Annotated in this window: 15 protein-coding genes and 1 tRNA gene; 5 read left to right on the top strand and 11 right to left on the bottom strand. The window is 28.3% G+C overall.

Annotated elements, in window-relative coordinates; genetic code table 11:
* Positions 1–233: 233 nt before the first annotated feature.
* From HMPREF9131_RS07100 to HMPREF9131_RS07065, 8 genes are all read right to left on the bottom strand, one after another.
* A complete protein-coding gene (locus HMPREF9131_RS07100) occupies positions 234–1,262 on the bottom strand; it encodes an S-layer homology domain-containing protein (protein WP_009346141.1) in 1,029 nt (342 codons plus the stop codon).
* A 210-nt stretch (positions 1,263–1,472) separates the two neighbouring features.
* A tRNA-Arg gene (locus HMPREF9131_RS07095) sits at positions 1,473–1,549 on the bottom strand.
* A gap of 65 nt (positions 1,550–1,614) precedes the next feature.
* A complete protein-coding gene (locus HMPREF9131_RS07090) occupies positions 1,615–2,973 on the bottom strand; it encodes a PFL family protein (protein WP_009346189.1) in 1,359 nt (452 codons plus the stop codon).
* Between the two features lie 12 nt (positions 2,974–2,985).
* Complete coding sequence (locus HMPREF9131_RS07085) at positions 2,986–3,255, bottom strand: ACT domain-containing protein (RefSeq protein ID WP_004824309.1); 270 nt, start codon at positions 3,253–3,255, stop codon at positions 2,986–2,988.
* Between the two features lie 907 nt (positions 3,256–4,162).
* The gene (locus HMPREF9131_RS07080; protein ID WP_009346156.1) at positions 4,163–5,395 is read right to left on the bottom strand and encodes a hypothetical protein; all 1,233 of its coding nucleotides are present in this window, start codon (positions 5,393–5,395) and stop codon (positions 4,163–4,165) included.
* Positions 5,396–5,426: 31 nt separating this feature from the next.
* On the bottom strand, positions 5,427–6,740 hold the full coding sequence (locus tag HMPREF9131_RS07075; protein ID WP_232202603.1) for an MATE family efflux transporter: 1,314 nt from the start codon (positions 6,738–6,740) through the stop codon (positions 5,427–5,429).
* Between the two features lie 162 nt (positions 6,741–6,902).
* Positions 6,903–8,492: a copper amine oxidase N-terminal domain-containing protein gene (locus tag HMPREF9131_RS07070; RefSeq protein WP_009346160.1), complete on the bottom strand. Its 1,590-nt coding sequence runs from the start codon at positions 8,490–8,492 to the stop codon at positions 6,903–6,905.
* Between the two features lie 133 nt (positions 8,493–8,625).
* A complete protein-coding gene (locus tag HMPREF9131_RS07065; protein ID WP_009346162.1) occupies positions 8,626–9,336 on the bottom strand; it encodes a hypothetical protein in 711 nt (236 codons plus the stop codon).
* Positions 9,337–9,395: 59 nt separating this feature from the next.
* Between HMPREF9131_RS07065 and HMPREF9131_RS07060 the strand changes: the two genes are divergently transcribed.
* A complete protein-coding gene (locus HMPREF9131_RS07060; RefSeq protein WP_009346149.1) occupies positions 9,396–9,974 on the top strand; it encodes a hypothetical protein in 579 nt (192 codons plus the stop codon).
* A 111-nt stretch (positions 9,975–10,085) separates the two neighbouring features.
* Here HMPREF9131_RS07060 and HMPREF9131_RS07055 read toward each other — a convergent pair whose 3' ends face one another.
* A complete protein-coding gene (locus tag HMPREF9131_RS07055; protein ID WP_009346163.1) occupies positions 10,086–10,646 on the bottom strand; it encodes a glycoside hydrolase family 73 protein in 561 nt (186 codons plus the stop codon).
* Between the two features lie 130 nt (positions 10,647–10,776).
* Here HMPREF9131_RS07055 and HMPREF9131_RS07050 point away from each other — a divergent pair, with 130 nt between their 5' ends.
* From HMPREF9131_RS07050 to HMPREF9131_RS07040, 3 genes are all read left to right on the top strand, one after another.
* Positions 10,777–12,117 carry a D-alanyl-D-alanine carboxypeptidase family protein gene (locus HMPREF9131_RS07050; protein WP_009346180.1) on the top strand — a complete coding sequence of 447 codons (1,341 nt, stop codon included), beginning with the start codon at positions 10,777–10,779 and terminating at the stop codon, positions 12,115–12,117.
* Positions 12,114–12,470, top strand: coding sequence for a fluoride efflux transporter CrcB (gene crcB, locus HMPREF9131_RS07045; protein ID WP_009346192.1), 357 nt, complete (start codon positions 12,114–12,116; stop codon positions 12,468–12,470). Before HMPREF9131_RS07050 ends, crcB begins: the two co-directional genes overlap by 4 nt.
* Before the next feature lie 138 nt (positions 12,471–12,608).
* Positions 12,609–12,824: a hypothetical protein gene (locus HMPREF9131_RS07040; protein ID WP_036744527.1), complete on the top strand. Its 216-nt coding sequence runs from the start codon at positions 12,609–12,611 to the stop codon at positions 12,822–12,824.
* Positions 12,825–12,913: 89 nt separating this feature from the next.
* On the opposite strand, the gene HMPREF9131_RS07035 is transcribed toward HMPREF9131_RS07040, so the two are convergent.
* Both HMPREF9131_RS07035 and HMPREF9131_RS07030 read right to left on the bottom strand, forming a co-directional pair.
* Complete coding sequence (locus tag HMPREF9131_RS07035) at positions 12,914–14,125, bottom strand: FprA family A-type flavoprotein (RefSeq protein ID WP_009346150.1); 1,212 nt, start codon at positions 14,123–14,125, stop codon at positions 12,914–12,916.
* Positions 14,126–14,266: 141 nt separating this feature from the next.
* On the bottom strand, positions 14,267–15,100 hold the full coding sequence (locus tag HMPREF9131_RS07030; protein ID WP_198002576.1) for an ATP-binding protein: 834 nt from the start codon (positions 15,098–15,100) through the stop codon (positions 14,267–14,269).
* Positions 15,101–15,263: 163 nt separating this feature from the next.
* On the opposite strand from HMPREF9131_RS07030, the gene HMPREF9131_RS07025 reads away from it, so the two are divergent.
* Entirely contained in the window at positions 15,264–16,718 is a 1,455-nt protein-coding gene (locus HMPREF9131_RS07025) for a nicotinate phosphoribosyltransferase (protein ID WP_009346186.1), read from the top strand.
* Positions 16,719–16,755: the final 37 nt, after the last annotated feature.

Here is a 16,755-nt window from a genome sequence, read left to right as displayed (position 1 = left end):
TTTCAAAACTCTAATTTTACTATAATTTATTTATTAAAAATCTAATTAATTAAAAAATTTTTTGGCAATTAATCTGCTTACTATTTATTTTAATTTTTCTTAGTTATAAATAATTTTTCAATTCTTTTTTGGACATTTTACTAATATCTTTTTTTCTTATTTGTTTTGTAGAAAGGCGGTGTTGCCTTATTATCTTCTTAAAAATGTGTCATTAATAGTCATTTTGGTTATTTTTATAAATAATCTTGTAATTCTTTTTCAGACATTTTACTAAAGTCCAAATCAGATAGTGGTGTCAAGCCATTTTTTCTATCTTCTTCCATTAATCTGTCCCCATCCAATTCATTTTTTATGTTTCCATTAATTAGTTCTGGTGCCCATTTTTCATAACAACCATACCAGCGTGCATTTGGATCTGTAATGATACCATTTACCCTATCTAAGTATGCTTGTCCGTATTCTTGTAGTAAGTCTGGGTTTACGATTGGTTGTTTCTTTATTTTATCTGTGATTTCTGGGTCATTGTCAAATGCTGTTGGCCTATTTTCTGGGTATTTGTCTACTATTGCTTGTTGAATTTTATATGGCTTTCCATATTTGTCTTTACCTTCTAATGGTAAAGGAAAAGTTCCTTGTGCTAGTGGTTTTGGGTCTGGTTTGTTTGGTGTAGGTGTTGATGTACCACCACCTAAGCCTTTTATTATTACTGCTGTTTCTGCTCTTGTTAGTGATTTACTACCATTAAAGTTTTGGTTTTCATCACCTTTTATAAGTCCAGCATTTACTACACTTGCCACCAAATCTTTGTATTCATTTGGAATGCTATCAAAGTCTTTTATACTTGCTGGTGTTGTTGTATCTATCTTTTGATTTTTTAATTTTTCTAGTCCTAATGACAAATATTTTGCCATTTCGTTACGAGTGATTTCTGCGTTTGGGTTTTGGATGTTTGTAATTACTCCCTTTTGTTTTAGATAATCAAATGTTGGCTTGTACCATTCTTCTGAGTTTTTGTAATCAGGACTTTGTTTTTCTCCTATTGAGTTGTTTTGTAGTGTTAAAAATTCAGCATAGGATACTGCTTTTTGTGGTTTGAATGTATTATCTTCATAACCTGAAATGATGCCTTTGTCTGATAATTCATTTACAACACTGTAAAACCAGTCATTATTATTAACATCACTAAAAGTCTTTGCCAAAATATTTGTAGGTGCTATTAAAATAGCACTCAGTGTAATGGTTGAAATTAGTTTTTTGTTCATTGGTTTTTCTCCTTTATAATTATAAATCGTATATACCTTATTTTTAATTATAAGCTTTAGGTAGGTTTAATAAAAGTTTAATATATGATTATTTTAAACAGATCTTTATTAGCAAAAATAGCCTCAAATCTTTTATTCATTTCTCTAAGCAGTTTATTGTAAATTTTAAAAAATTGTGAAAAAAAATCACCTGCTAATGCAAGTGATTTGTGGCGTCCGCGAGAGGAGTCGAACCTCCGGCCCCACGCTTAGGAGGCGTGTGCTCTATCCAACTGAGCTACGTGGACATAATAAAAATATTTTAAAACATTAGTAAAATTATGTCAAGTAAAAGACTACTTGACATAATTTTTTAATTTTTAAATGAATGAATGGGGCTTGGTATAAAGCCACCACGATTTGAAAAATTAGTTGATTTGCTTTTTCCAATGTCCATTATAGGTGCATGACCTAATAATCCACCAAATTCAGCACTTTGTCCTACATCTTTACCTATAACGGGGATAAGTCTTACGGCAGTTGTTTTTCCGTTAATAACACCAATAGCGGCTTCATCTGCAATAATTGCAGCTATAGTTTCACTAGGAGTTGAACCAGGAATTGCAATCATATCAAGACCAACTGAGCATACACATGTCATGGCTTCAAGTTTATCAAAGGAAATATATTTATTTTGACTTGCTTCTATCATACCCTCATCTTCTGAAACAGGAATAAAAGCACCGCTAAGTCCACCAACATGAGAAGAAGCCATGATGCCACCTTTTTTCACAGCATCATTTAGCATAGCAAGAGCAGCAGTTGTGCCATGACCGCCAACGTGTTCTACTCCTATTTCTTCTAAAATTCTTCCAACGCTATCGCCTACGGCAGGGGTTGGGGCTAGAGATAAATCAATTATGCCAAAAGGAATGTTAAGCTCTTTTGCAACTTCTTTTCCAACAAGTTCGCCCATTCTTGTTATTTTAAAGGCAGTTTTTTTGATAGTTTCAGAAACTTCTGTAAAAGATTTATCCTTCACTTTTTTTAAGGCACCAAGAACAGTTCCTGGACCTGAAACTCCAATATTTACTGTGGAATCTTTTTCACCTACTCCATGAAATGCTCCAGCCATAAAAGGATTATCCTCTACTGCGTTAGCAAAAATAACTAGCTTTGCGCAACCAGATGAATCTGAATCTTTAGTAAGTTCTGCAGTTTTTTTAACAATTTCACCCATTTTTTTGCAGGCGTCCATGTTTATGCCTGATTTAGTTGAGCCTATATTTACAGAAGAACAAACTAAAGAAGTTTCTGCCATAGCTTGAGGAATAGAATTTATTAAAACAAGATCAGAATCTGTGTATCCCTTTTGGACCAGGGCAGAAAAACCACCAATAAAATCCACTCCTAAATTATGGGCGATTTTATCAAGAATCTTTGCATAGGGTACATAAGATTTTTCTGAAGTTGCAGCACCTATAATAGATATTGGACTTACAGAAATTCTATTGTTGATAATAGGAATAGAATATTTTTGCGAAATTCTTTCTGTTACGTTTAATAAATTATATGCAATTCTATTTATTTTTTCATAAATTTTTTTACAAGACTTATTGATATCTGGATCTATACAATCAAGAAGAGAAATGCCTAGAGTGACAGTTCTGATATCTAAAAGTTCATTATCCAGCATATTTATAGTTTCTAGAATATTATCTTTATTATTCATAAGAAAAAAACCTCAAATTTTGTGCATAGCATTGAAAATATCTTCATGCATTACTTTTATCTTAACAGATAATTTTTTTGATAAAATATCATAATCATTGATTAAATTTTCAAATTTATCACCTAAGTTAGAAATATCAACAATCATAATCATTGTGAAGAAATCTTCTAATATTGTTTGGGTGATATCAATAATATTAATATTATATTTAACTAAAAGCCCAGTAGATTCATGAACTATACCAGGTTTATCTTTTCCAATAATAGTTATAACAGCTTTCATAAATACCTCCAAGAATAATATCTATTATATATTATTGACATAATATTTTCATTAGTATATATAGAAAATAAAATATTTTATAAAATAAAAAGAATGAATAATTATTTTATAGACCTTACTATAACCAATAATAATTATTCATTCTTAATAAAGACTCATTTGCAATTCCATCCTATGAAAATTTTCTGGTTCTATCACTTATTCTATCACCTATTACCTTCGACTATTAAACTTATATGATTAGGACAATTTATTATGCTAATACTCAAATTTCTAACTCTCAAAATTTGTAGCCATCTAAAAGTCTTATCAATATAAATAATACTGTAAATTTTTTTATATAATCAACAAATTTGAATTTAATTTATATTCAGAAACTTTTAACATACAATTCAAAACCTAAATGTTTTAAATTTAATTTATATCAAAGTCAATGACTGATAAATTTTAGCACATATTATTCTGTTCTGGTCTTTAATCTCTCTATTTTGCTTAATTTCTTAATTAAATTTTTGATAAGTTTATCCTTAAATATAATAAACACAACTACCTATGCTAATTAAAATTTTAGTAAAGGTTAATCATATTACAAATAAGCTCTGATAAAATTTTAAAATCTTTACTAATTTTAAAATTTATATCTGGACTATTAGTTTTAAATAAATATTTAAAATCTAACATCTTTAAATTTAATTTCAAGAACTAAATAATGATTAAAGTCACAAAATAAATATTTTTTGATATAGGATGTAATTGTCATGATTCGAGCCACCAAGATGCGTTCTCTTTATCGCACTAATGAGTTACCGTTCTTGGTATTTATATTATACCCTAAATAAAAAAAATAAACAAAATATTTTAAAATTTTTGTCTATTTTTTATTAATCTTATAAAATTAATTTTTACATTAATATAAATTGAGATTTTCTTTAAAGAAATTTTTTGGAAACTTCATTTTTAATTTTTGCCAATCATTCTCATCAATTTTTAAAATCTTAATGAAATCTTTATCAGCCTTTATATCTTTTGCAAAGGCATAAAAATTGAATTTAATATCTTTATATTTATATGGTCCTTCTACATTGATTTTTGAAGTAAAATAATAATTTTTCTCTAAGGAATCAAATTTAACTTGAAACCTATCTATCCTATTCCAGGCTAATATTTTATAGTTTTGTGGATAGTATGAAATTCTAAAAAACTTTCCCTTGTAGTAGCCTTTAATCATGTTTCTGTTTTCATAATTTTCTCTTATAAAATCAAGAGATATTGTTGGAAATTTAAAATTAAATCCATTAGTGAAATCTAGCAAGTATTTATTATCTGCTGTATATATTTTTTTTATTTCTTTATTCTCATCTATACTAACATTTAGGATAATAATAGAATTATCCTCTATTTTTTCCATAAGTCTATTAAATCTTATTGAAATATTAGGGTATCTGTCAAAAATGTAAGAGTTTTTCTCCTTAAGATATTCAAAAGTTTTTAAGAAAAGAGATTTGGAATCCTTACTATTTAAAATAAGTTGGTAAGAATTATCATCAAGTCTTTTGACCCTTGTGGTCTTAATAAAGTCTACCCATTCTTTTGCTACATATTTTTTTAAATCAACCTTTAAGTCCTGAAAGCTTTTAGGATAGGAAAAATTTTCTTCTTTACTAAAATCCCAGCCCATATCCTTAGAAACATTATTATTTTTTGAAAAGCTTTCAGCAGTATTTTTGTCTATGTAAAAACTTTTATCAAATATTTGAGGATAGGCGATATAAATATCTGAGTTTATAATTTTCTCACTATATTCATTAATATTCTTGTCCTCAACCTTATTATAATACAAATATTTTTCCTTTTTAGTGGCATCAGAAGTATAAATAATATTAATCTTATCATTATTTGAATTTTCTGTATTTCCCAAAAGGGAAAAAGTAAAATTCCCAGAATCACTTATTTTATCAGCCATATTTTTTAATCCTATATTAGGGAAAAAATTATCTATAGATATTAATATTTTATCGTCAAGGGAATAAAATGCTTGAGCAATAATTTTTTTGGGATTATTTTTATAAGAATTGTAGCAATAGGCACTAGCTAAAAGCACTATAATTGATAAAATTATATATTTTTTCTTTCTTTTCATCTCAACACCTGTAATAAATTATTCTTACAAATTAGTTATCTTCATTTATTTCAATATTTAAAGGTATTAAAATAAATTTATTTAAAAGTGCAAGGGCAACAATAAAGGTAATAAATTCTGATATTGCCAAAACATACCATATATTATCTCCACCTGAGAATTTTTCATACAAAAACATAACCATACTTATATTTATAGGAGTTCTAAGTAGAGAGATTATAGTTGCAATTTTTCCCTTTCCAAGAGAGGCAAAAAGAGTAACCATTAAAATATTGGCACCAAGAAACAAAAAGGCTAAGGCGTATTTCTTCAGAGCCTTGTCTGCCAAGTTTAAAAGTTCAACATCATCACTTAAAAATATAAGTGATAAATCTCTGGAGAAAAAGTAGCATATAAGTATTAGAATTATTGCGATACTTGTAACAAATATCAAACCTCTTTTAAGAGATTTTTTTATGTAAGAGTAATAAGCTCTGCCATAATCATATGCAAATAAAGGAGCAAGCCCCTGACTGATTCCAGACATTGTAGATTGACCAAAGGTTGATATATAAGATAAAACTGTATAAACAATTACACCCCTTTGACCAAAATTTCTTAAAAGAACATTATTAAAAAGAAAAACAGTATAACCCATTGAAAGTTCAGAAATGGAATCACCAAAACCTAGGGGTATTATTTTTTTTAATTTTGAAAAATCAAGTTTTTTAGAAAATCTCAGCCTACCTTTTTTTAAAATAAAATGAGAAAGCATAAGAACAGTTGAAACAATTTGACTCATTCCCGTAGCTAGACCAGCTCCAAAAACTCCCATTTTTAAAGGAACAATAAATAGATAATCTAAAAAAATATTAGATATAGCAGCTACAACCACAGAAGCAACCGCAAGTTGGGGATATCCATCCACTTTTACAAGAACTTCTAATTGATAGGTAACCATAAAAAACACGCCAAATACAAGTATTATTCCCAAATATTCTAAAATAAAATTGTGAGTCAAATTATTAGCACCTAATATGGTTGAAATGGGAATTAAAAATATTTTAAGCAATATGGATACAATAATACCAACAATTACAAGACTAATAAGACCAGTTGAAAATACTGTATTTGCAATATCAAATTCCTTTTTGCCCAGCTCATAACCAACTATTGCCTGAGTTCCTATAGAGAAAAGAATACCCAGGGCAAAAAGCAGAGTAACCAGGGGCATAGAAATATTTACGGCTGAAAATTGTATTTCTCCCACATAATTAGCCACAAAAAAACCGTCAACCATTGTATATAAGGAATAGACCCATAAAGACAAAATTGACGAAATTGTAAACTTAAAAAAACGTTTCATGATTAACCCCATATATAGTATATTACATTACATTAATATTATAGCATAGGTAATTTTTAATTGAAATAGAGGGATTTGTTAATAATAAAAGATATATTAGTTTGGGAAAATATGAACTTTAATTATAAAAAAATCCCGCCTTAGCGGGACTTTAATTTTAAATTATCTAATAACTGAAAATAAAAGTTTAGAAGCTTCTTTTGCAGAATCTTTGATATCTTCACTTACATCTTTAGATTCTTTTTTATCTTCTTCTTTTTTTACATCTTTATCATTTGCTGGAGCTTTATCTTCTTTTTTAGCTTCTTCTACTGATTTTTTAGCTTCTTCAAGTGCCTTTTTTTCTTCAGCCTTTATAAGTTCATCAAGTTTAGAATCTTCAACATTATATAAATCAACAGTACTAAAGAAATCTTCTTTTTGATATTTAACCTTATAGCCTAAAGATTCAGCTACAAATCTTACAGGTAAATAAGTTTTGTTTTCAATTATTGTTGCAGGAGTATCAAGCTTAACTTCTTTGCCGTTAACAGTTGCAACATTTTTGCCTATAGTTAATTTGATTTCATTTTTGTCAGATTTTAAAGTAACTTCTTTTTTAGCTTTGTCATAAGAAACTTTAGAGCCTAAGCTTTCAAATAAAGATCTGCAAGGAATCATTGTTCTGTTATTAACGATTTTAGCTTGGTCAGGTGTATCAAGAACTTTGCCATTAACTCTTATAATAACAAAACTTTCAACGTCTGAACCCATTATAGACATTAAATCTTTTTGTGTTAATTTCTTAACGTCTGTAGGAATAACAACCTTGGCATTTTCATCTTTTTCAGTAACTGCTTTCATATCTAGAGTAAATTTAAATGAATTTTCTACATTAACAGTTATTTTTGAATTTTGTGTAACTTTGTTGTCTTCAAAAGTTGTAGTTTGATTGATGCTAGAACCTTTTAAAATATTTTTAATTTCAGCGAAAGTTTTATTTAAATCTTCTTTTTTATAAGAATCTTTAAATTTAGAAATTTCATCTTTATTGATAAGTTCATTTGGCATTTGAGCTTTTTCAAGCATTGGCATTAATTTTTCAACAACTTTATCCCAATTAGATACTGAAAGTTCAATAGCCTTAGAAAGGTCGGCTAAAATATCATCAATATTTGCTTTATAAGTGTAAGTATTTCCTTTTACTTGAATATCAGTGCTTGGTTTGAAGTTTGGAAGTGCAGTTTTATAAAGATCTATTAAATCTGCCTTGAATTCTTCAGAATCAAAATATTTTATTGAATTTTGGTTTTGACCATAAGAACTTGGAAGTTCAATATAGTTTTCCTTGATATCTTTAGCAAATTCAGGACTTAAAGATGTGAAGAAATCTTTAGAGAAGATAACTCTATCTTTATCAACAAAGATATCAAAAGATAAACTATCTTTTACGTTTTTAAGTTCTTCAGCTTTTGCACCCAATTTTGTCATTTGAGCTTTAAAGTCTTTAAGATTAGCTGTTACAGTAACTTTAGCTTTTTCTTGACCTTCGCTTTGTCCCTTAAAGCTAGCAGGTAATTTGAAAGTTACTTTTTGACCATTTTCAGGGTTAGTAACTTCAAAATTATAAGTAAGTTCAGCATTTACATTTGAACCTTTCCAGCTTGATACTTTTTTACTAGCATCTAAATAAGCTGTAGTATTTGGTGTACAAGCAACTAATGACATAAGCATTGCTAGTACTAGAAATATACTAATTAATTTCTTTTTCATATAGATCCTCCTAATTCATATACTATAAGCTATATTTTAACTTATATCCGTACACAATACAATAAATTAATCATTAAGTAAATATTAAGTTTTTATTAAAAACCAGAAAAAATGAAAATAATATTTGCAAAAACTAAGAATTAAAATTTAATTTATTTTGGTCAAGTTTTCCATTTTTTGCAGCATCTTCTAAAATTAGTACAGCACGGGCTGCAGAATTTAAAGAATCAATGTTTACCCTATAAGTACCAAATTGGTCTTTACCTTTTATAAATATGCCAATTTTTTTCTTAGCAGTAGCACATGATTTAATTGATTCATAGGGAAAATAATAATCACCTAAGACAATCCCATCATCATAATAGCCAACAACTGTCGCATACTTATCTCTTCCATTTTTAAAAGAACCCTTAGCAAGAATAGTATAAACATTAGTTTGTCCATCTTCTTTTATTGGGAAATTTCCAAATTGTAGGTTCATTATATAAAATATAAATAGGAATATAAGCACATAAGGACTGGCTAAATTTTGGAAGAGCTTATCTTTTGGGAAAAATAGCATTGCAGAAAAATAAATATTTACAAAAACAATTATCAAAGTATAAAGAATCATATTAGTGTAATACGTAGCTTTTCTAATTTTTAATCCTGGAAGACTTAAAATTTTTTTATAAGATGAAAAAATACTTATGATTGTTGATAAAAATAAGTAATTTATCATGACCCACATAAAAAGATATAAAACTCCGCCTTCCCCTACAATATTGGTATTATAAAAAAGCTCCAGTCCCAAGGGTATGAGAGCTGAAATAAACATAATTAATAAAGTTTTTGATTTTGGCAAAATTATCCCTCCATAAAAAAATTATATCATTTATAATATTATTAAAAAAGAGGTCTTATATGAATTTTAAAACTTATGGAAATATAACAAATGAGAAAATTTTACTACTCGCACCAGTTCTTCCTAAGGATCAAGAACTTACAAATATTTTAAAGCCCTTAAATGATTATTATTTAATAATTCCAGATTTAGCTAAAAGAGATGAAGATTTTATTTCATTTCAAAGAGATGTAGATAGCATTTATAAATATTGTAGAGATGAGAATATAAAAAATTTTAAATATATTTGTTCTTTTTCATATTGCTCAAACATTGCTATTTATATGCTAGAAAGAAATTTAGTAAAGGTGGAAAAAGCAGTATTAGAGGGAGTTATAAATATAAATATTAATTTTATTTTTAAAAAAATATTAAAAATGAAATTTTCAAATTATAGGAAAAAAATTGAAAAAGATGAGCATACAATTGAAAAGATAAATAATCTTTATCCCAATATGTATAAAGAGATAAAGGAACTTGCAGAAAATATAAATGACAAAAGTTTAGACAACTTTTTAAGCGAAGTTTCTAATTTTAAATTTAGTAAAATAAAAATACAAGTCTTTTATTTATATATGGGAAAAAAGATCCGTCTTTAAAAAATATTGAAAAATTAAAAAAGAAATACCTTCAAGCAGACTTTTTGAGCCTGGAAGGTATTGAACATGGAAATATAATTTTTAAAGATTCAAAAACTTATTTTAATCTTCTCAAAAGTTAGGTCTATCAAATTGACCTAAGTGGTATTTTTCAACAATTGCAATAATTTTTTCTGCGTAATGCTTATCTGTAGCATAACCTGCATCTTGAAGATATTGAGAAGCTTCTCTAAAATCACGAGCTTCTTTAACCTTTTTGTATCTTTTGCTTTGACTTATAAGTTTACCATAATGGTTGAATGAGTCGCTTTTTGAAAGATATTTTTTAAAAGCCTCATTTACAGAAGTTGTCTGTCCATTTATAACTTCATTTGTTTTTAAAACTACAGAATCTTCATTAGACCTTGCCTTGATTCCAAAATAATTATTATATTCAAGCGATAACAAACTCCTGCCATAATCACTTTCTAAGGCTGATTGTGCCAAGACAACTGACGTAAAAAGTCCAAACCTATCGGCTGTTGATTGGGCAAGTTCAAGAGTTTCATCGAGATATTCTTTTTTGTAGTCACTAAAATTATTAGGACTTTTAAAAGTTAGGAAGAATAAGGCAAAAAGCACACATATTATAAGTGGAAAAAATAGTAAGCATCCACAACCTTTTCTGATCATAAAAAACCTCTCTTTTATTTTATTATAGCATAGCTTATTAGGTTAAATATTTAAGAAATTCTTAAAATCATTGTCTTATATGGTTTTACAATTAAAATATTATTTGTTAAAATAAGTACCGAGGTGCTTTATGAGAAGATTTACAGCCCTATTTTTATTAGGAATAATACTTATTTTAAATATAAATGTCTTTGCACAAAAAGATGTTTCTATTGACAAGAATACTTCAGTAAAAGCTACTGAAGAGGCTAAGGAAGAAAAAAAAGAAATTAGAGATCAAAATATTCTTGTACCTACAAAAGACGGAGTGCAAAAAGCAACGGCTGAAGAAGCTGGAAAAATTGAAGAATATGAAAAATATTCTTTAGAAGAATTATCTAAGTCTTATCTTTTGGGAGATTATCAATCAGGAAAAATTCTTGAAGCCTATAATATTGACGAGGTTAGACCCATGGCCTCAACATCAAAACTTGTAAGTATTTTTGTAGTTTTTGATAAGATTAAAGACGGGACCATTTCAAAATCTGACGAGCTGACAATAGATAGAGAATCATCAATCTTAGGAGGCTCAACTTTTAAACTTAAAGAAAATGATAAGATGACAGTGGATGATTTAATTAAGGCTAGTATGGTAGTTTCAGGAAATGATGCTATTACAGCCCTAGCTAAACATATTTCTGGTTCTGTTGAAGCTTTTAGTGTTCTTATGAATAAAAAATGTAAAGATTTGGGACTTAAAAATGCACATATGGTTAATCCAACAGGACTCACTAATTATGCTATTGAGGATTACAACAAAATGACCACAAGGGAAATGTTTATCCTTTCCTGCGAGCTTATAAAATATTATCCTGAAATTCTTAATTATACTAAAGAGGCTTATTTAAAAGATGAAGACAGAAACTTTTTGGAATACAATACAAACCCGATTTTGGGGATAGTACCAGAAATTGACGGATTAAAAACAGGATATACTAACGCATCAGGAAGGACAGTAATTTCTACAGGTTTAAAAAAAGGAATTGAAGGCAAGTCAAAAGATTTAAGATTAGTAGGCATTGTAACAGGATGTAACGGTGATTGGCAAAGATATGTTGCAATAAAAAGGTTAATGAGCAAGGGCTTTGACAATTATGAATATACAATTTTTGGGACTGAATCAAAACCAATTCAAAATATAAATGTTGAAAATGCACAAGACGCGCAGACGCCAGTATTTATTAAGAGCAAAGGCTATGCACTTGTAAATAAAAAAGAAAATATTAAAAAAGATATAAAAATTATCAGTGAACTTAAGGCTCCTATTGAAGCCGGAAAAAAAGTTGGAACCATTAAATATTACTCTTCAGGAGATTTAATTTTTGAAAGTGATTTAATAGTTAAAGATAAAGTTTATGAAAAAGGCATATTACAAAGATTTGTAAGAATTTATGAAGATATATTTAAGAATATTGAAAGGGAAGTTAGTTGAATATAATAGCAGTTTCTTTGGGAGGAGCTTTAGGTTCAATATCTAGGTATCTCTTAGGCTTTATACCAATAAAAATATATGACAATAATATTATTACTATAATAATAAATATTTTAGGCTCATTCTTAATAGGTCTAATAGTAGCAGCAAGTTTAAAATCAAGCATAAGTGAATTTAAGATTAATTTTCTAAAAACTGGATTTTGTGGAGGGTTTACAACATTTTCCACCTTTTCCCTTGAAATAATTAATTTATTAGAAAAAGGGAAAATAATATTAGCCCTATCATATTTGTTGTCATCAGTAATATTTAGCCTTCTAGCAATATACTTTGCATTTAAGCTTGTAAAATAACCACACCACCAATTAAATTTGGTGGATTTTTTTGTTTTTTTAGATAATTGAAATAGGATATATAAAAATATTAATAAAATAAAAATATATAGGATATTATCTTTAAATAAAAAAGGTTTTCACATATATTAGATTAATATGGTTAGGAAAAATAAAGAAGGAGAATATACTTATACAAATAAGTATAGAGAAATTAAGGAAAAAAAAGAAAATAAAAATTTAGATGAAGACTTTATTTGTTATATAAAATATTTAGAAAAGAAAAATATCTTTTTAAAAGATATTTTTATTGAAGGCTTTAAAGAATACGTAAAGATAATAAAAAAACTTAGCTACCTATTTTCACTCCACTAGAAAATTTTTATGTGATAATTTATTATAAATCAATAAAAATTTCAATAAAAAAATCTCGAGATTTTTCTCTCGAGATTTAAAAAAATATTTTATTCTTCTTCTGATTCTAATATTTTGGCAGCCATTTCTTTACCGAGATTAATCAAGTCTTCTAATTCTTCTCTAGTTGCAGCGCCTTGAATTTCTGGTTGATGTTCTAATACATTGTACTTTCCATCTTCCATATATTTTTTAAGATTCTTTAAGGCTCCACCGCTCCATGAGTAAGAACCGAATATTGCCCAGAAATTATTTTTCATTCTTTGGTGAGATATTTCTGTAAGAAGGAAATTCATTGGTGGGAATAGAGAATTATCGTAAGAACAAGAACCTAAAATAACACCTCTATATCTCCAGGTATCTGTTAATAAATAGGATAATGGAGTTTTTGCCACGTCCCTAATTTTTACATCATTAAGCCCGCCACGAACTAGACCTTTTGCAACGGCTTCAGCCATTCTTTCAGTATTTCCATACATTGAGCCATAAATTACAACACAGCCCTTAACGGTTTCTTGTTTTGCAAGAGAAATATAAAAATCTACAATTCTTTTTGGATCTTTTCTCCAAATGGGACCATGAACGGTACAGATTGTAGAAATTTCTAAATCTTTAAGTCTTTCTAAGGCTTTAAGAGCTTGTTTTGCATATTTACCAACTATATTTATAAAATATCTTGCAGCTTCTTCTTTGTAGTGGTCATCAAATTGAATTTGATCATCGAAAATGCCACCGTTTAAAGTTCCAAAACCACCGAATATATCTTGTGAAAATAAAACTTTACTTGCTTTTTCGTATGTTACCATGGATTCAGGCCAGTGAACCATCGGTGTAAGATAAAAATCAAATTCTCTATCTCCTAATTTTAAATGTTCCCCATCTTTAACAACCCTTACATTTTCTGTAACTCCATAGAAATTTTTAAGCATTGGCACAGCCTTTGGTGAAACTATAATTTCTACATCGGGATATAGATCTATAAGTTCAGGAACAGAAGATGAATGGTCGGGTTCAAGGTGGTTCATAATAATGTAATCGACTTTTTCATCACCAAGAATTTCCTTAATTTTTTCAATATAAACGGAAATAGTATTTATCTTTACCAAATCCACTATAATGTTTTTTTCTCCCTTAATTAGAAATGAGTTGTAAGCAACTCCGTTAGGTAGTGGCCACATTCCTTCAAATTTTTCTGTTTGCCTATCATTAGTTCCTATATAATAAATATTATCCTTAATGGGGGCAGTTACTAAATATTCCATATTTTCTCCTTTCAACAAAAATTTTAATTTATACATATATTCCCTTTCAATAAAGGGAATATAGATTTGTATTTAAATTATTAAGTATTGATAAATTTAACTACACTTTACCACATATATTTTTTATTGAAAAATATAAAATTATTCATAAAATTCTGTAAATAAATGTTTTTGTCCTTTATGTTTATAGCCTAGAATTTGACCTAAATTTACATTTTCGCTAGATCTTAGTATGTTAATATCAGCATTTTCATTTTCTTTAAGCAGACTCTTTACAAGTTCTTTAACATAATATCTTTTGTTACCTGATTTTTTCTTTGTTACTGTGCAGGCACAGTCAAGAGGATTAAGACCTGTTGATTTCATGAATCTAATTATAGCTTCTTCTTTAACAAGATACATTGGTCTTATGAGTTCCATATCAGAGAAATTTTTAGCCTTTAATTTTGGCATCATAGTTTTATAATCTCCTGCAAAGATTATATTTAATAGTATTGTTTCAATAACATCGTTAAAATGATGACCTAAGGCTAGTTTATTACATCCAAGCTCTTTGGCTTTTGAGTAAAGATTACCCCTTCTCATTCTAGCACACATATAGCAGGGAGAATCTCCATTTGTTAATTTTTCAGCAACTTCAAAAATATCTGATTTGTATAGTTTAACGGGTATGCCAAGTTTTTTGCAATTATAAAGTAGATTATCAGAATTTTCTTTTATATAGCCAGGATCCATTGCTATAAATTCTAGAGAAAAATCCACCTGCCTATGTTTTTTTAGTTCTTGCATTAATTTTGCAAGAGTTAGGGAGTCTTTTCCTCCGGAAATGGCAACAGCAATTTTATCTCCGTCTTGTATAAGTTCGTATTCTTTACAAGCTTTAATAAATTTTCTAAATATATCTCTTCTGTAAGTCTTAATTAATGACTTTTCTATATCTTTAATTTCTTTAACTTCATTTTCTTTTTCCATCATATTACACTTTCCCATTTAATAGATTATATCATATTATTAACTTATTTTTTATAAAAATTACTAAGACATTGTTGCAGATAATACTGGCTAAAAGTTATTTTTTTGCCCATTTTTGTTAATGTGTTATAATTAAAGAGAATATAATTTTATAAGAAGGGAAAAAATGAATAAATATAATATTGAAAAAAATTTCACCCTATTAACCGATTTTTATGAATTCACCATGGCTAATGGGTATTTTCAAGAAGGCATTGGAGAAAAGATTGTTTATTTTGAAATGTTTTTCAGAAGCGTTCCTGATGACGGTACATATGCTATTATAGCTGGGCTTGAACAGTTAATTGAGTATTTTGAAGACTTGCATTTTGCAGAAGATGATATTGAATTTTTAAGAACAAAAAAAATATTTTCAGAAGAATTTTTAGATTATCTTAGAAAGTTTGAATTTAAATGTGACGTATGGGCATTAGAAGAAGGCTCTGTTGCATTTCCGCAAGAACCTCTAATTATTGTTAGGGGACCTGCCATTCAAGCTCAAATGCTTGAAACTATGGTTTTGTTAACCATTAACCACCAATCAATGATTGCTACAAAGACTAATAGAATTGTAAAGGCTGCTGGCGGAAGACCTGTTTCTGAATTTGGTTCAAGACGTGCTCAAGGATATTCTGGAGCAAATCTTGGAGCAAGGGCTGCTTATATAGGGGGAGTTATAGGTTCTGCTAACACACTTTCCGATAAACTTTTTGGAGTTCCAGCTCTAGGAACAATGGCTCATTCTTGGGTACAAATGTTTGATTCAGAATTAGAAGCGTTTCGTGCCTTTGCAAAAGTTTATCCGCAAAACTGTTTATTGCTTGTAGATACTTATGATACTTTAAAAAGTGGTGTTCCAAATGCTATTAAGGTATTTAATGAAGATGTACTACCAAAGGGATTTAGACCAAAGGGCATAAGAATTGACTCAGGAGATATAGCTTATCTATCTAAAAAAGCTAGAAAGATGCTTGACGATGCAGGATTTGAAGACGCTTTAATTATGGCATCAAATTCTCTTGATGAATTTACTATAAAAAATATATTGGTTCAAGGTGCCAAGATTGATGCCTTTGGTGTTGGTGAAAGACTTATCACTTCAAAGTCTGACCCTGTATTTGGTGGAGTTTACAAGATGACAGGAATTGAAGGAAAAGATGGTAAAGTTATTCCAAAGATTAAAATTTCTGAAAATGTAACAAAAATTACAATACCCGGCTTTAAAGAAATTCATAGATTTTATGATAAATCTTCAAACAAAGCTATTGCAGATGTTGTTTCTTTGCATGATGAAGTTTTGCCTGAAGATAAACTTGAAATCTTCCACCCAATTTATACATGGAAGAGAAAGACTTTAAATAATTATTACAGCAAAAAATTGTTAGTACAAATTTATGATAAGGGTAAGTTAGTATACAAGATGCCAAGTCTTGATGAAATTAGAAATAAAGCTCAATCTGAAATTGATTCTCTTTGGGATGAAGTTTCAAGAATTGACAACCCAACTGAATATATAGTGGATTTATCCGAAGAACTTTGGAAGACTAGAGATGCATTACTGAAAAAGTATGGCAAAAACTAGCTTTTAAAAAATTTAAAAAGGAAAGAAATAAGACTGA

It is taken from the genome of Peptoniphilus sp. oral taxon 836 str. F0141, from assembly GCF_000179335.1.
Classification (GTDB): Bacteria; Bacillota; Clostridia; order Tissierellales; family Peptoniphilaceae; genus Peptoniphilus_A; species Peptoniphilus_A lacrimalis.
This window is presented reverse-complemented; position numbering and strand designations above follow the sequence as displayed.

Excerpts from the sequence above, each read along its gene's own strand:
- HMPREF9131_RS07100 (WP_009346141.1), bottom strand. The coding sequence starts at position 1,262 with ATGAACAAAAAACTAATTTCAACCATTACACTGAGTGCTATTTTAATA.
- HMPREF9131_RS07090 (WP_009346189.1), bottom strand. The coding sequence starts at position 2,973 with ATGAATAATAAAGATAATATTCTAGAAACTATAAATATGCTGGATAAT.
- HMPREF9131_RS07085 (WP_004824309.1), bottom strand. The coding sequence starts at position 3,255 with ATGAAAGCTGTTATAACTATTATTGGAAAAGATAAACCTGGTATAGTT.
- HMPREF9131_RS07080 (WP_009346156.1), bottom strand. The coding sequence starts at position 5,395 with ATGAAAAGAAAGAAAAAATATATAATTTTATCAATTATAGTGCTTTTA.
- HMPREF9131_RS07075 (WP_232202603.1), bottom strand. The coding sequence starts at position 6,740 with ATGAAACGTTTTTTTAAGTTTACAATTTCGTCAATTTTGTCTTTATGG.
- HMPREF9131_RS07070 (WP_009346160.1), bottom strand. The coding sequence starts at position 8,492 with ATGAAAAAGAAATTAATTAGTATATTTCTAGTACTAGCAATGCTTATG.
- HMPREF9131_RS07060 (WP_009346149.1), top strand. The coding sequence starts at position 9,396 with ATGAATTTTAAAACTTATGGAAATATAACAAATGAGAAAATTTTACTA.
- HMPREF9131_RS07055 (WP_009346163.1), bottom strand. The coding sequence starts at position 10,646 with ATGATCAGAAAAGGTTGTGGATGCTTACTATTTTTTCCACTTATAATA.
- HMPREF9131_RS07050 (WP_009346180.1), top strand. The coding sequence starts at position 10,777 with ATGAGAAGATTTACAGCCCTATTTTTATTAGGAATAATACTTATTTTA.
- HMPREF9131_RS07040 (WP_036744527.1), top strand. The coding sequence starts at position 12,609 with ATGGTTAGGAAAAATAAAGAAGGAGAATATACTTATACAAATAAGTAT.
- HMPREF9131_RS07035 (WP_009346150.1), bottom strand. The coding sequence starts at position 14,125 with ATGGAATATTTAGTAACTGCCCCCATTAAGGATAATATTTATTATATA.
- HMPREF9131_RS07030 (WP_198002576.1), bottom strand. The coding sequence starts at position 15,100 with ATGATGGAAAAAGAAAATGAAGTTAAAGAAATTAAAGATATAGAAAAG.
- HMPREF9131_RS07025 (WP_009346186.1), top strand. The coding sequence starts at position 15,264 with ATGAATAAATATAATATTGAAAAAAATTTCACCCTATTAACCGATTTT.